General features: G+C 73.9%; 13 protein-coding genes and 1 riboswitch. Of the genes, 11 read left to right on the plus strand and 2 right to left on the minus strand.

Annotation, left to right across the window (positions count from 1 at the left end):
* Nucleotides 1-427 precede the first annotated feature (427 nt).
* The 3 genes from AB0950_RS08875 to AB0950_RS08885 all read left to right on the plus strand — a co-directional run bounded on the left by AB0950_RS08875 (nt 428) and on the right by AB0950_RS08885 (nt 2,923).
* Nucleotides 428-1,633, plus strand: coding sequence for a histidine kinase (locus AB0950_RS08875; protein WP_360574083.1), 1,206 nt, complete (start codon nt 428-430; stop codon nt 1,631-1,633).
* A gap of 117 nt (nt 1,634-1,750) precedes the next feature.
* Nucleotides 1,751-1,892: riboswitch (cobalamin riboswitch) on the plus strand.
* A gap of 35 nt (nt 1,893-1,927) precedes the next feature.
* Nucleotides 1,928-2,149, plus strand: coding sequence for a CbtB-domain containing protein (locus AB0950_RS08880; protein WP_330336565.1), 222 nt, complete (start codon nt 1,928-1,930; stop codon nt 2,147-2,149).
* Between the two features lie 21 nt (nt 2,150-2,170).
* Entirely contained in the window at nt 2,171-2,923 is a 753-nt protein-coding gene (locus AB0950_RS08885) for a CbtA family protein (RefSeq protein WP_366778154.1), read from the plus strand.
* A gap of 97 nt (nt 2,924-3,020) precedes the next feature.
* On the opposite strand, the gene AB0950_RS08890 is transcribed toward AB0950_RS08885, so the two are convergent.
* Nucleotides 3,021-3,605, minus strand: coding sequence for a histidine phosphatase family protein (locus AB0950_RS08890; RefSeq protein ID WP_366778155.1), 585 nt, complete (start codon nt 3,603-3,605; stop codon nt 3,021-3,023).
* Between the two features lie 515 nt (nt 3,606-4,120).
* Between AB0950_RS08890 and AB0950_RS08895 the strand changes: the two genes are divergently transcribed.
* Nucleotides 4,121-6,190 carry a SpoIIE family protein phosphatase gene (locus tag AB0950_RS08895; RefSeq protein ID WP_360160553.1) on the plus strand — a complete coding sequence of 690 codons (2,070 nt, stop codon included), beginning with the start codon at nt 4,121-4,123 and terminating at the stop codon, nt 6,188-6,190.
* A gap of 310 nt (nt 6,191-6,500) precedes the next feature.
* Here the strand turns inward: AB0950_RS08895 and AB0950_RS08900 are convergent, their stop codons facing one another.
* Nucleotides 6,501-6,935: a MarR family transcriptional regulator gene (locus AB0950_RS08900; protein WP_360160552.1), complete on the minus strand. Its 435-nt coding sequence runs from the start codon at nt 6,933-6,935 to the stop codon at nt 6,501-6,503.
* A 200-nt stretch (nt 6,936-7,135) separates the two neighbouring features.
* Here AB0950_RS08900 and AB0950_RS08905 point away from each other — a divergent pair, with 200 nt between their 5' ends.
* The 7 genes from AB0950_RS08905 to AB0950_RS08935 all read left to right on the plus strand — a co-directional run bounded on the left by AB0950_RS08905 (nt 7,136) and on the right by AB0950_RS08935 (nt 14,271).
* The gene (locus AB0950_RS08905) at nt 7,136-8,332 is read left to right on the plus strand and encodes a PP2C family protein-serine/threonine phosphatase (RefSeq protein ID WP_360160551.1); all 1,197 of its coding nucleotides are present in this window, start codon (nt 7,136-7,138) and stop codon (nt 8,330-8,332) included.
* A 109-nt stretch (nt 8,333-8,441) separates the two neighbouring features.
* Entirely contained in the window at nt 8,442-9,338 is an 897-nt protein-coding gene (locus tag AB0950_RS08910) for an STAS domain-containing protein (protein ID WP_366778156.1), read from the plus strand.
* Complete coding sequence (locus AB0950_RS08915; RefSeq protein WP_360160549.1) at nt 9,335-9,751, plus strand: STAS domain-containing protein; 417 nt, start codon at nt 9,335-9,337, stop codon at nt 9,749-9,751. The genes AB0950_RS08910 and AB0950_RS08915 overlap by 4 nt, the downstream gene beginning before the upstream one ends.
* Nucleotides 9,751-10,194 (plus strand): anti-sigma regulatory factor, encoded by a 444-nt coding sequence (locus tag AB0950_RS08920; RefSeq protein ID WP_366778183.1) that lies wholly within the window; start codon nt 9,751-9,753, stop codon nt 10,192-10,194. Before AB0950_RS08915 ends, AB0950_RS08920 begins: the two co-directional genes overlap by 1 nt.
* Nucleotides 10,191-11,264 (plus strand): ATP-binding SpoIIE family protein phosphatase, encoded by a 1,074-nt coding sequence (locus AB0950_RS08925; protein WP_366778157.1) that lies wholly within the window; start codon nt 10,191-10,193, stop codon nt 11,262-11,264. Before AB0950_RS08920 ends, AB0950_RS08925 begins: the two co-directional genes overlap by 4 nt.
* A complete protein-coding gene (locus AB0950_RS08930) occupies nt 11,261-13,012 on the plus strand; it encodes a GAF domain-containing SpoIIE family protein phosphatase (protein ID WP_360160547.1) in 1,752 nt (583 codons plus the stop codon). The genes AB0950_RS08925 and AB0950_RS08930 overlap by 4 nt, the downstream gene beginning before the upstream one ends.
* Before the next feature lie 71 nt (nt 13,013-13,083).
* Nucleotides 13,084-14,271: a PP2C family protein-serine/threonine phosphatase gene (locus AB0950_RS08935; RefSeq protein WP_366778158.1), complete on the plus strand. Its 1,188-nt coding sequence runs from the start codon at nt 13,084-13,086 to the stop codon at nt 14,269-14,271.
* The last annotated feature ends 6 nt before the right edge of the window (nt 14,272-14,277 follow it).

Below are 14,277 nucleotides of genomic sequence, written 5' to 3' on the forward strand. Positions count from 1 at the left end.
CCACACCGGCCCCCGACCGCGCGCTGCCGGACTGGGGGAGCTACGAGGGCCAACTGTCCGGCGGAGGCGCGGTGTTCATGGCTGTGACGGGCCGGGGGCCGGGGGAGGGTGCCGGGCGGTTCGGGGGTGGGGCTGGTCGGTGTGCCGGGGGAGGGGCGGTGTTCATGGTTGCGGGGAGTTGGCGGCCGGGGCGGGGTGCCGGGTGGTGCGGCGCTGGGGCCGGTCGGTGTGCCGGGCGGGCCGCGGTGTTCACGGTTGCCGGGAGCCGGGGGTCGAGGGACTGCGATGGTGGGGCCGGTCGGTGTGCCGGGCGGTGCGCCGCGAACCGGGGGCCGGGGGAGTGCGGCCGTGTGGCCCGTGCCGAGGTGGGCCGGCGCGCCTCCTCCGCCCCCGGCGCCCGCCCCGCCGGCCCGACCCCGCTCACGTCATGACCGTCCTCGGTACCGCCGCGCTCGTGCTGGCCGGGCTCGCGCTGTTCGTGCTCGGGGCCGCGCTGGGGCATGGTGCGGCGCGCCGGCAGCAGGAGCACTCCGCCGACAGCGAGGGAGCCCGCGCCCTGGCCCACGGCCTGCACAGCGCGGCGCTCGCCGCGGCGCCCCTGCGCGCCGGGCTCACCCCGGACGCCGCCCGCAAGTCCGCCCGCAGGCTGCGCCCGTTGCTCGGCACCCCCGCCCTCGCCCTCACCGACGGCGCCTCCGTGCTCGCCTGGGACGGCGCCGGCGACCACCATCGCGCGGAGGTGACGGCGCTGCTCGCCCACCCGCCCCGCGCCCGCACCTTCCCGCTGTCCTGCGACGACCCCCGCTGCCCCGTGCGCTGGGGCGCGCTGCTGCCTCTCACCGCCGACGGCGCGCACGGCGCAGCCGCCCCCGGCGCCCTCGCCGTGTTCGCCGCCGAGGAGTCCACCGCTCTCGTGCGCGCCGGCGAGGAAGCGGCCCGCCGGCTCTCCGTCGACCTGGAACTCGCCGGTCTCGACGGGGTCCGCGCCCGCGCCCGCGAGGCCGAGGTGCGGGCCCTGCGCGCGCAGATCTCCCCGCACTTCATCTACAACTCCCTCGCCAGCATCGCGTCCTTCGTCCGCACCGACCCCGAGCGCGCCCGCGAACTCCTTCAGGAATTCGCCGACTTCACCCGCTACTCCTTCCGGCGCGACGGCGACTTCACCACCCTCGCCGAGGAACTGCGCTCCATCGAGCAGTACCTGGAACTCGCCCGCGCCCGCTTCGGCCGCCGACTCCAGGTGACCCTGCGCATCGCCCCCGAGGTGCTGCCCGTGACGCTGCCCTTCCTCTGTCTGCAGCCCCTGGTCGAGAACGCCCTCAAGCACGGTCTGGAGGGATCCGTGGAGCGCCTGAGCGTGACGATCGTCGCCGAGGACGAGGGCGCCGAGGCCCGCGTCGTCGTCGAGGACAACGGCGTCGGCATGGAACCGGAACGCCTGCGCGCCATCCTGCGCGGCACCGCCGGCCCGGCCACCGGCATCGGCCTGAGCAACGTCGACCGCCGGCTGCGCCAGGTCTACGGCGACGACCACGGCCTGGTCATCGAGACGGGCGTCGGTGCGGGCACCAAGATCACCCTCCGCGTCCCGAAGTTCCGCCCCGGCATCCAGGCCCGCTCCGCACAGGTGTAGCCGCCGGCGCCGCCCGGCACGGACACCGGGGCCGCCACCGCAGGCCCACCGGACTCGTCGCGCCCCACCCGGTGGGAGAGGAAGATCACGTACGGGGAGGCGGTCTTGGCCATGCGCCTGTCACGCGGTACGGTCGGTCCGATATCGACGACGGCGGAACGGAAGCCGGTGAGAATCCGGCACGGTCGCGCCACTGTATGCGGAACCCCCCGCAAGGGACCCGCGAGTCAGACCCGTGGCCGTCGTCCTGTGCACCACCGAGATGGGACGCGAACTCCCAGAGGAGGTCCTGCCATGGCGCAGACCGTCGCCCAGCCGACAGCCACCACCCCCGTCGTTCCCGCCAAGCTGCCGCTGAAGGCGATAGCTCCCTGGGCGGTCTTCTTCGGCGTCCTCATGCTGATCCTGCTCTACTTCGTCGGCGCCGAGCAGGGCGCCACCTCCGTGTTCAACGGCACGGACGTCCACGAGTGGGTGCACGACGCCCGTCACCTGCTCGGCTTCCCCTGCCACTGACGCCGGGGACACCGCACACCCATGAACTCCGCAACCGTACGGAACCTGCTCGTACGGGGCATGCTCGCCGGCCTCGCGGCCGGCCTGCTCGCCCTGGTCGTGGCGTACGTCGTCGGTGAGCCGAACGTCGACAAGGCGATCAGCTTCGAGCACGCTCACGCGCACGAGCACGAGACGGAGGCCGTCTCCCGCTCCCTGCAGTCCACCGCGGGCCTCGCCACCGGCGTCCTCGTCTACGGGGTCGCCTTCGGCGGGATCGCGGCGCTCGCCTTCTGCTTCGCCCTCGGACGGGTGGGCCGCTTCGGCCCGCGGGCCACGGCACTGCTGCTGTCGGGGTGCGCACTCCTCGCCGTGTACGTGGTGCCGTTCCTGAAGTATCCGGCCAACCCGCCGTCGGTGGGCGACCCCGGCACCATCGGCAAGCGGACCGCCCTGTACTTCCTGATGATGCTGCTCAGCGTCCTGTTGGCGGTCGCCGCCACCCTCCTGGGCAAGCGGCTCGCGCCGAGCCTTGGCACCTGGTGGGCGACCGTGGTCGCGGTGGCCGCGTTCACCGTCGTGACCGGCCTGGCCTACCAGTTCCTGCCCGCCGTCAACGAGGTGCCGAAGGACTTCCCGGCCACCCTGCTGTGGCGGTTCCGGCTCTCCGCACTGGCGATCCAGACCGCGCTGTGGGCCGGATTCGGCCTCGCCTTCGGCGAGTTGGCCGACCGGCTGCTGAACCCCAGGCCGACGAAGGCCGCGAGCGGGCACGCGGTCCCCGCCGCACACTGACCCGTCCGGCCGCCGAAGGGCCCCTCGGAACCCTCCGAGGGGCCCTTCGGCGTGGCACCGCCGGGCCCTTGGCCGCCCGACCCCGGCCCCGCAGCGGCTATCCGGCCTCCTCAGGCGCGGCGAGCGGGCGCCCCAGACGCAGATTCCAGCGCCCGGCCCGGCCACTGAGTTCGGTGACCGTCAACGGCGGTACGTCGAGGCGCCAGAAGACGGAGAGGGGCAGCCCCAGCGCGCCGACGACCGCCGCCCGCACCACCTCCGGCTCGACCACGGCGAGGGTACGACCCTCCAGGGCCTGGGCGTCGGCCAGCCAGCGTGCGACGCGCCCGCACAGGTCGTGCACGGACTCACCGCCGTGCGGTGCGCACTCCGGGTCGGTGAGCCAGCGGCCCACCGCGTCCGGCTCGGCGGCCCCCACCTCGTCCAGCGTCCGGCCGCGCCAGCGCCACACGTCGAGCCCCGCCAACTCCCGTGCCGGCACGCCGCCGAGGCCCAGCGCCACGGCCGTCTCCCGGCAGCGCGCGACGGGCGAGGTGAGGACGCGCACCGCGGACGGCAGCGACCCCGCCGCCGCACGGGCCCGTGCCGCGCCGCCGTCATCGAGGGAGCCACCGTCGTCGAAACGCGCCTGCCGCGCGGACACGCTCATCGCGGCGGAGACCAGAAGGACTCGGCTGGTCAAACGGTGACTCCTGCTGTCGTCAGGACGGAACGCCGGCTCCGGTGCCGGGCCGGCCGGCGTGACCGGCGGGGAAGCCGAGCGGACGGGCTCGCGTCAGCCGCCTCATCCCGTGCCGCGCGGTCGCGACCCTAGCATCCACGCGGTACGGCCGGATCACGATGATCGTCTGCTCCGGGGTGGCGAACAGACGCGTCGACGGTGCCGGTGGTGACGGGGATCCCGGCCGGCAGACCCGTCGCCTCGACGGCCCCGACGGCCCCGACGGCCCCGACGGCCCCGACGGCCCCGGCGGCCCCGGCGGCCCCGGCGGGCGTCGACGCCGTACACGCCGGCGGAGAACGCCTGCCACCACCACGGAGCGCACCGCGACCAAGCCCCTTGGGCTGGTGTCCCGCGGCCGGTCCAGATGTGTGCTGCCCGGCCTGGGCCGACCATGGAGGAGAGACGAGGGACGAGACCAGAACGCCGGCCCGTACGGCGCGAGCCGAGGGGCCGGGCGGGAAGGAAGCCGAGGCATGGGCGCGACGGAACCCTCCCGGGCAGGCCACGACCGGTCGGCGGCGAGTTCCGCCGCGCCGCCCAGTGGCCTGCTGGATCTGCTCAGCGTCGCCGCGGTGGTCCTGAACCCCAAGGGGCAGGTGGTCTTCTGGAGCCCGAAGGCGGAGGACCTCTTCGGTTACAGCGCCGAGCAGGCGCTGGGGCAGTACGCGGCCCGGCTCATGGTCCACGAGCAGCAACGCGACGAAGTGATCAAGCTGTTCGCCGAGGTCATGGGCACGGGCACCGACTGGGCCGGGGCCTTCCCGATCCGGCGCAAGGACGGCAGCACCCGCATGGTGGAGTTCCGCAACATGCGGCTGCTGGACGACCTCGGCGACGTCTACGCCCTGGGCCTCGCCGCCGACCAGAGCGCGGTGGAGCGCGTCGAGCGCGATGCCGCCCTCGCCATGTGCCTGGTCTCCCAGTCCCCCGTCGGGCTGGCCATCCTGGACCCGGACCTGCGGTACCTGGCCGTGAATCCCGCGCTCGAACGCATCACCGGTCAGTCCGCCGCCGAGCGCCTGGGCCGCCCGGTCGGCGAGATCCTCACCTTCCTGGACACCGACCCCGAGGGACGTCTGCGCCATGTCCTGGAGACCGGCGAGTCGGTCGTGGACCGGCACATCGTCTGCCGTCCCCCCGCCGACCCGGACCACGACCACGCCTGGTCCGTGTCGTACTACCGGCTGGAGGACTCCGGCGGGCGGGTCCTCGGCCTCGCCTACGCCGTCATCGACGTCACCGAACGCCATCGGGCCGCCGCCGAGGCGGCCCGGGCCCGGGAACGGCTGTCACTGATCGCCCGGGCCTCCGCCAGCGTGGGCACGACCCTCGACGTGGAGACCACCGCGCGCGAACTCGCCGACGTCGTCGTGCCGGTGCTGGCCGACGTGGCGGCCGTGGACGTCCTCGACAGCGCCCTCGACGGCCGGGCCGCGCCGCACGACGGGCCGGCCCACTTCCGCGCCCTCGCCGTGAGCGCGGCCCACCCCACCGAGGCCGTCCGGGCCGCGGACCCGCCCGGGGGGCTCGCCACGTACAGCGGTGACCGGCTGATCACCCGGTGCGTGCGCACCCGCCGGCCCGTCCTGGTGCCCCACACCACCCGGGAGGATCTGGGCCGCATCGCCCGGCACGGCGAGGCCGCCTCCCTCATGGACGCGGCCGGCGTCCACTCCTACCTGGCCGTACCGCTCCTGGCCCGGGGCGAAGTCCTGGGCGCCCTCGACCTCACCCGCATCCGCAACCCCGTCCCCTTCGACGACGCCGACGCCTTCCTCGCCTCCGAGCTGGCCGCCCGCGCCGCGGTCTGCATCGACAACGCCCGCGGATACCAGGCCCAGCGCGACGCGGCCCTCACCCTCCAGCGCAGCCTGCTCCCCGAGCCCCCGTCGGACCTGCCCGGCCTGGAGGTCGCCTGCCGCTACCAGCCGGCCGGCGCCACGAGCGAGATCGGCGGCGACTGGTACGACGCCATCCCCCTGCAGGGCGACCGCACCGCCCTGGTCGTCGGGGACGTCATGGGCAGCGGCATCAAGGCCGCCGCCACCATGGGCCAACTGCGCAGCGCCGCCCGCGCGTTCGCCGAACTCTCGCTCGCCCCCGCCGAGGCCCTCCACCACCTGGACCACCTGACCGAAGTCATCGAGCAGACCATCACCACCTGCATCTACTGCGTCTACGACCCCCACCAGGGCACCTGCGAGATCTGCCTCGCCGGCCACCTGCCCCCGGCCCTGACCCGGCGCGGCCGGGCGGCCCGGCTGCTCGACCTGCCCACCGGCGCGCCGCTCGGCGTCGGCGGGGTGCCCTTCGAGGCGGCCACCATCCCCTTCCGCCCCGGCGACGAACTGGTCCTCTACACCGACGGCCTGGTCGAGACCCGGAGCGAGCCCATCGACGCCCGCCTGGACACCCTCCTCGACACCCTCACCGCGACCCGCGGCCACGATGTGGAGGACACCTGCGACCGGCTCCTCGAGACCCTGCGCTCGCCCGGCGGCGAGGACGACGTCGCCCTGCTCATCGCCCGCGCCCTGGCCTGAGCGGGCGCGCGGTGGTCCGAGAAGCCCGCCGTACGCGCGGCTGACCAGCCCTCTTTCCCGGTTCGGGCCGGCTGTGGCCGAGACGTACGGCACAACCACCGCACATCGCGCCGTTACGGGGTAACCGAATCCAGGTAAGGGCTGTCAGACGCACTGTTGCCGTTTGACAACAATAGCCATGAGGCAACAAAGTAACCGTGTCGGACGTGCGCGGGGAAGGACCTGGAATGCTCCGGTGGACGGAGACCACTCCGTGCGCTGGTCGTCGTCGCCGAAAGGCGACGGTGGCGCAGGCGCCGCCAACGGCGGCTCAGGCGGTCTGGCTGCTGGGATCCGTGGTGTCCTCGTGTATCTGCGTCGCGGCTGTGGCGCAGAACGCCTCGAGCCCCTCCAGCAGCGCGATCCGCTCTGCGGCGGGCATATCCGCCAGCACTTTCCGCAACTCCCGCTCCCGGCGGGTGCGCAGGTCGGCGAGGAAGGCGCGTCCTGGGCCGCTGAGGTGCAGCCGCACTTCGCGCCGGTCCTCCGCACTCACCACCCGCTCGACGAACCCCGCGGCCACGAGCCGGTCGCACAACCGGCTCGTGGACGGCGGGGTCGAGGCGAGACTCTCGGCGAGCGTGCGCAGGTTGATGCCGTCATGGTGCTCGAGGATGTGCAGCACCCGAAGCTGGGACGCGGAGGTGGGCGCGGTCGAGGCCCGGCCCCACACGACCTCCAGCAGCTCGACGGCCTTGGTGGTCACACGTGCGACCTCTTCGGGCTCTGGGCGGCGGCGGAAGGCAGTCACGGTCACACTCTCGCAGGCACTGGGGCGCCTGTCAGCGTACTAGGCGCACGCGCGGCCGGAGCCGATCCGGTGCGACCGACGTGGCTCAAGCGGGAGTTCGGCCTCGTGAGCGAGGCCCCTACGTTGTCCGGCGAAAGGTTGGTGTGTTTCCCATCGTGAAGAGATTCCATGCCGCTGAACGCGCTCTGCGCACGGCGGCTCCCCATGAGTTGCCCGACGCCGTGCGCGTCGTACTGATCGAGCAGTACGGCGCGGAAGACGTCGAGCTGTTGATGGCCGACTACGGCCTGACGGTGCTTCAGCCGGTCGCGGTGCCGCCCCACACGCTGGAGCCGGTGTCGGTGCACAACAGCCCGGCCGGCCGGGCCTTCGGCTCGCAGAAGCCGTACTGCGAGGAGGGCCGGGACGGGCGGGCCCGCCTGCACCTGCCGGTGACGGTGCGCGGCGACCGGCTCGGCGTGCTGTCCGTGACCCTGCCCGGGAGCGAGGCGGTACGCCGCTGGGAGCCCGAGCTGGCCGATATCGCCGAGGTGCTGGGACACGAGCTGATCGTGGCCGAGCGGGACACCGACGTGTACCTGCAGGCGCGGCGCAAGGACCGGCTCACGCTGGCCGCCGAGATGCAGTGGCAGCTGCTGCCCGGCCGCTCCTGCTCCCGCCCCGAGTACGAGCTGGGGGCTCAACTGGAGCCGGCGTACGCCATCTTCGGCGACAACTTCGACTGGTCCGCGACGGCCGACCACCTGATGCTCTACGTCACCAACGGCATGGGCGAGGGCATAGAGGCCTCCCTGCTGACCAACCTGGCCATCAACGCCCTGCGCAACGCGCGGCGCGCCGGCATCTCGATCGCCGACCAGGCGGCCCTGGCCGACCAGGCAGTCTACGCGCACTACCAGGGGCGCTGCTACCTGTCCGTGCTCATGTTCGACTTCGACCTCGACACCGGCCGGGCCAGTGTCGTGGACGCGGGCTCGCCTCAGCTGCTGCGGCTGCGGGGCGGCACCGTGGAGCGCGTCACCTTCGACGCCCAGCTTCCGTTGGGCATGTTCGAGGAGACCGACTATGTGGCCCAGGAGTTCCAGGTCGAGCCCGGTGACCGGCTCGTCTTCGTCAGCGACGGCGTGCACGCCGTCGCCTCGCCCAAGGGCGAGACGTACGGGGACGCTGCGCTGGCCCGGGCCATCCAGGCCACCCGGCTGCTGCCCGCCGCCGAGGTGCCGCGCGCCATCCTGCGCGAGCTGACCGGGCACCGCGGCAGGCCGGCGCCGGACGACGACGCCCTGGTGGTGTGTCTGGACTGGCGGGGCAGGAGCCCGGGCGGCGGGCCGGTGTCGGTGGGCCGAATGTGACGATCGCGTGTGGTTCGGCCGATACCGTCGCGCCGACGCTTGCCATAAAGCAATAATTGTTCCATGGCTTGCCGTCCAGGCGGGCCGCCGAGCGCGCAGCAGGGAGACGATGCAGGTGGCGGTGCAGCACGACGTGGCCCCCGAGGTCGTGCAGGAGCTGGGTGGCTTCCTGGAGCGGCGGCGCGAGCAGATCGCCCAGCGGTGGGCGGACGCCGCTCTGTTCAGCACGGTGTTCACCGTCTCCCGGGACGAGGCGGTCGAGGCGTGCAAGGCCGTGGTGGACGCCCTGGCCGAGGTGGCCCGCTCCGGGCGGCTGGAGGACATCGACGCTCCGGGCTTCGGCGCCGTGAAGGACCAGCTCGGCCGGATGGCCGCCTCCCGCGCCCGGGCCGGATCCAGCCCCGCGCAGATCGCCGCGGAGGTCGCCGGGCTGCGCGAACCGGCCGCCGCGTTGCTGCGAGCCGAGTTCGAGTCCGCCGACGAGCACGCGCACGCGTGCGCGCTCGCGCTGTCGGTGCTCATAGGGACGCTGCGTCTGGTGGTCATGGAGACGACCCTCAGCGCGGGGGAGGAGCTGATCGCCCGGCAGCGCCAGCAGCTGATGGAGGTGGCCACGCCGGTCATCAGGCTGTGGGAGGGCGTCATCGCCGTACCGCTGATCGGCACCCTGGACAGCGCCCGCAGCCAGGTGGTGATGGAGAGCCTGCTGGAGGCCATCGTCGAGCAGCGGGCCCGGTACGCCATCCTCGACATCACCGGCGTGCCGACCGTCGACTCCCTCGTCGCCCAGCACCTGATGAAGACCGTCGCCGCGGCCCGCCTGATGGGCGCGGAGTGCATCGTCTCCGGCATCCGCCCCGCGATCGCCCAGACCATCGTGCACCTCGGCATCGACCTGGGGTCGATCATCACGCGGGCCGGCCTCGCCGACGCCCTGGCCCACGCGCTCACCCAGCAGGGCATCGTCGTCTCGCCACGCCCGGACGCGGGAGCGAACGCACGGTGACCGGCTTCTTCGACCACGCGGGTACGGTGCCGGTCCTGGCGCTGGGAGACGTCCTGCTGGTCACCCTGCAAGGCGAGCTGCACGACGGGGCGGCCGAACAGCTCAAGGACGACCTCGCCCACCGCATCGCGGCCGGCCCGGTGCCGGTGGGCGGTGTCGTGATCGACATCTCCGGAGTGGAGATGGTCGACTCCTTCCTCGGCCGCATCCTGGCCGAGATCGCCGCGAACGCACACCTGCTGGCAGCCAGGACGGTGCTGGCCGGCATGCGTCCCGCCGTGGCCATCACCCTGGTCGAGCTGGGCCTCACCCTGCCCGGCCTGGTCACGGCCCTGGACGTCGAGAGGGCGCTGTCCCTGCTGGGCCGTGCCCCCTCGGCAGCCTCACCCGCTCACCCGGAAGAGGGTGCATGATGCATGCCCCACTCGCGCCGACCACGCGTCTGCCCATCGGCTCGGACGCGGACCTGGCCTGGGTACGCCAGCGCGTACGCCGGGCCGCGGCGGACCTCGGCTTCAGTCTGGTCCAGCAGACGAAGCTGGTCACCGCGGTCAGTGAACTGGCCCGCAACACGCTGGTGCACGGCGGTGGCGGGTCCATGGAGATGACGGTCCTGGAAGAGGGGGGCAGGTGCGGACTGCGGCTGTCGTTCGTCGACGACGGCCCCGGCATCCGGGACATCGACCTGGCCATGACCGACGGCTACACCACCGGCGGCGGCCTGGGCCTGGGCCTGAGCGGCGCCAAACGGCTCGTCCAGGAGTTCACGCTCGACAGCCGTCCCGGCAAGGGCACGACCGTCACCGTCACCGACTGGGCCACGGGCGTGCCCGGCCCGCGCACGGGTGCGCCATGAGCCGGGTCTGGGACATCCCCGTCCAGGACAGCACCCGGGTGCGGGACGTGCGCGTGGCCGCCGAAGCCGCCTGCGCCCGCACCGGGCTGGACGCCCACTCCACCGCGGGCGCGGCGCTGGTGGCCACCGAGCTGGCGACCAACCTCGTCAAGCACGCCAGCGGCGGCCGCATCCTGATCAACCTGACCGGTCCCTGCGACACCCGAGCGGAAGCCGTGCCCGGGGTGCAGATCACCTCGCTCGACCACGGGCCGGGGATCGGCAACGTACAGGCGGCACTGCGGGACGGGCACACCACCGCCTCCTCCTCGCTCGGCGCGGGCCTGGGGACCTGCCTGCGCGTCTCGAGCGACTTCGACCTGCACAGCAGGCCGGGCCGGGGCACCGTCGCCGTGGCGCGTATCAGGCCCGCGCGTCCCCCGCGCACCTCGTCCCCGGGACCGGCCCACTCCGCGGCGGGCGCCCGGGCCGGGGGCGTCGTCACCTCGCTCGCCCATGCCGAGCACTCCGGCGACGCCTTCACCTGGGTGCGCTCCGGTGCGACGGTCACCCTGCTGCTCGCCGACGGACTCGGCCACGGCGGCAAGGCGGCCGAGGCGTCCACCGCCGCCGTGGAGGAACTGCACACGAGCGCCGACCTGCCGCCGGCCGACATCCTGCGCCGCCTCCACGAGGCGTTGCGGACCACGCGCGGTGCGGCCGTCGCCGTCGCCCAGCTCGACGAGAGCACCGGCCGGCTGTCCTTCGCCGGCGTCGGCAACATCGGCGCCCGGCTCCGCACCGACGACGAGTGGCAGCCTGTCATCTCCCACCCGGGCATCGTCGGAGCACACTTTCCCGCCACCGTGCCCGTACAGCAGTCGTCGTGGCGGCCGGACAGCCTGCTCGTCCTGCACAGCGACGGGCTGCCCGGCCGCTGGGAGCCACCGCACGACTCCCAGCTCCTCGGCCACGACCCGGCCGTGACGGCCGCGGTCGTCCTGCGGGACGCCGGCAGCGCGGCACGCCCGCTGCGCGACGACACCAGCGTGGCCGTCCTGGCCCCCGAACCCCCGGACGGACCTCCATGACCGCAATTCCCGACGTCTGGAAGATCGCGTCCGCCACCGACGCGGCCCTGGCCCGTGCCGCCGTCGACCGCGTCCTCACCGACGGCGAGACCCCGGCGCTGGAGCGGGCCCGCTTCCTCACCTCGCTCACGGCCCGGCTGTGCCACTGCCTGGGCCGGGGCGGCGAGTGGGAACTCCTGCTCCACCTGCGGCACACCGCGCACAAGGACGGCCGGCTCGACGTCTCGCTGCGGCCGGTCGGCTCCGCCCTGGCGGCCCCGGACGGCGAGCCCGCCCTCAGCTGCCCCGTGCCCCACCCGCCCTCCGGGCACCCTCCCCGCGCCGGCCTGCCGCTGCCCGAGGCCCTCCTGCACGCCGACGAGAACACCGCAGCCCTGCTGAGCCTGCTGGACGAACAGGAACACCTCATCCGGCTGCACCGGGAGGAGCTGCACGACACCAACCAGGGCGTGCTGGCACTGCACTCCGACCTCCAAGCCGCCGTACGGGCCCAGCGGGAACTGCTCGACGCCGAGCGGGCCGCCCGCGCCGAGGCGGAGCGGGCCCGGCGCCTGCTGACCTTCCTCGGTGACGCCAGCGCCGCCATCACGGCGTCCCTCAGCCCCACGGCCGTCCTGCGCCGGCTGTCCGAACTGCTGATCCCGGACTACGCGGCCGACCTCGACGTCTGGCTCTTCGACGAGGACCACGACGACGAGCGGCCCCACCGGGTGCGGGAGCACTCGGCGGCCGCAGTGGCCGCCGCCCGCACGGGCCGCCCCCAGCACGCGGCCCCCCACCCCGGCAACCTGCCCGGCATCGGCGACCTCCCGCCCTCCGCGCTGTCTCCCGAGCGGCCCCTGCTGGCCATCCCCCTGGGAGCCCACAGCCTGCTGGGCGTCCTCACCCTCACCGCGCCCGGCCCCCGCTTCGACCCCGACACCTGCGTGATGCTGGTCGAACTCGCCCGCCGCGCCGGCATCGCCCTGGACAACGCCCGCCGTTACGAGCGCTACCGCGACACCGCCGACACCCTGCAGCGCGCCCAGCTGACCGACCTGCCCGCCGTCCCCGGGCTGCTCCTGGCCGCGCGCTACCTCCCCGCCACCCAGGGACTGAACATCGGCGGCGACTGGTACGACGCCTTCCTCCAGCCCGACGGAAGCCTGCTGGCCGTCATAGGGGACGTCACCGGCCACGGGCTGCACGCCGCCGTCGTCATGGGCCAGCTGCGCACCGCGCTGCGCGCCTACGCCGTCGACAACTCCACCCCCGGCCAGATCCTCACGCGCCTGCACCACATGCTCCGGCACCTGCAACCCGACCTGTACGCCACCGCGTTGGTCGCCCGCTTCCGGCCCCGCGAACCCGAGGTGGTCTGGGCGTCGGCCGGCCATCCGCCCGCCGTCGTGCGCGGCGCCGACGGAACCGTACGGGTCCTCGGCGACAAGCCGGGCGTCATGCTGGGCATCCCGGTGACGTACACCTATGCCGACCATGTCGCCGACCTGCAGCCCGGCTCGTCCCTGGTGCTGTACACGGACGGCCTGGTCGAACGCCGGGCGCAGGGCATCGACCCCGGCATCGAACGCCTCGGCCGGGCGCTGGGCGCACTGAGCGCACCCGAGCTGGAACAGGACCTGGACGCCGCCGCAGACGCCCTGCTCAAACCCCTCCTGCACGACTCCGAACGCGACGACGACGTCTGTCTGCTGCTGTGCCACACCATGACGCCGACCGGGCCGGAGCGGCGCACGGAGGGCACCTGACCTCCCGGCCGGAAGGAGCGCTGCCGGTACCGGCCCGCGCAGCGGTAGCGTGGAGGCCACCAGGCGAGAGGGTGGATGCCGTGAAAGCCTCTGAATCGCTTCCGTCCGCGGAGGCCCTGCTGCGCGCGGCCCCGCCCCACGCGCTGGTCGCCACCGCCCGCCGTCTGCTGGCCGAGCGGGCGGGAGCCGAGGAGGTCACCCTCCTGCTGGCCGACTACGGACTGACCGTGCTGCAACCGGTGTCCCACCTGCCGCACACCGGCACCCCGGTGCCCGCCCACAACGGCCCGGCGGGCAGCGCCTTCATCAACCAGAGCCCGGTCATCGAGGTGCTGCGCGAGCCCCCGGGCCACCTGCTGCATCTGCCCATCACCGTGCGCGGAGACCGCATGGGCGTCCTCTCGGTGCGCCTGCCCGCAGGGCCCGTCGACCCGGACACGGTGCTCCAGCTCGGCGACTTCGCCACGGCGCTCGGCCACGAGGTCGCCACCGCCGACCGCGACACCGACCTCTACCTCCAGGCGCGCCGCACCCGCCGCCTCACCCTCGCCGCCGAGATGCAGTGGCAGCTGCTGCCCGGCTGCGGCTCGGCCCGCGAGGAGTACGCCATCGGCGCGCACCTCGAGCCCGCCTACGCCATCGGCGGGGACAACTTCGACTGGTCCGCCGACGCCGACCACCTCATCCTCACCGTGACCGACGGCATGGGCCAGGGCATAGAGGCCTCGCTGCTCACCAGCCTCGCCGTCGGCGCCCTGCGCAACGCCCGCCGCGCCGGCATCCCCCTGGCCGACCAGGCGTGCCTCGCCGACCAGGCGGTCTTCGCCCAGTACGGCGGCAAGGCGTACGCCTCCACACTGCTGCTGGAGTTCGATCTGACCTCCGGGGCGGTACGCGCGGTCGACGCCGGGTCACCGCAGCTGTTCCGCCAGCGCGGCGACCACACCGAGCGGATCGAGCTGGAAGCGCAGCTGCCGCTCGGCATGTTCGAGGAGACCCTGTACGTGGAGCAGACGTTCCAGGTCGAGCCCGGCGACCGCCTGATCGCGGTCAGCACCGGAGTGCACGGCACCCGCTCGGCGGCAGGCGATCTGTTCGGCGAACGGGCCCTGCGCCAGATCCTCAGCGCGACCCGGTCCGCGCCGCCGCACGAGACGGCACGCTCGGTCGTCGCGGGGCTGATCGAGCACTACGGCAGCAAGGACCTCATGTCCGACGCCGCCGTGGTCTGCCTCGACTGGAAGGGCCGACGCGGCTGACGCGTC

The organism is Streptomyces sp. NPDC007189, from assembly GCF_040703635.1.
Taxonomy (GTDB): domain Bacteria; phylum Actinomycetota; class Actinomycetes; order Streptomycetales; family Streptomycetaceae; genus Streptomyces.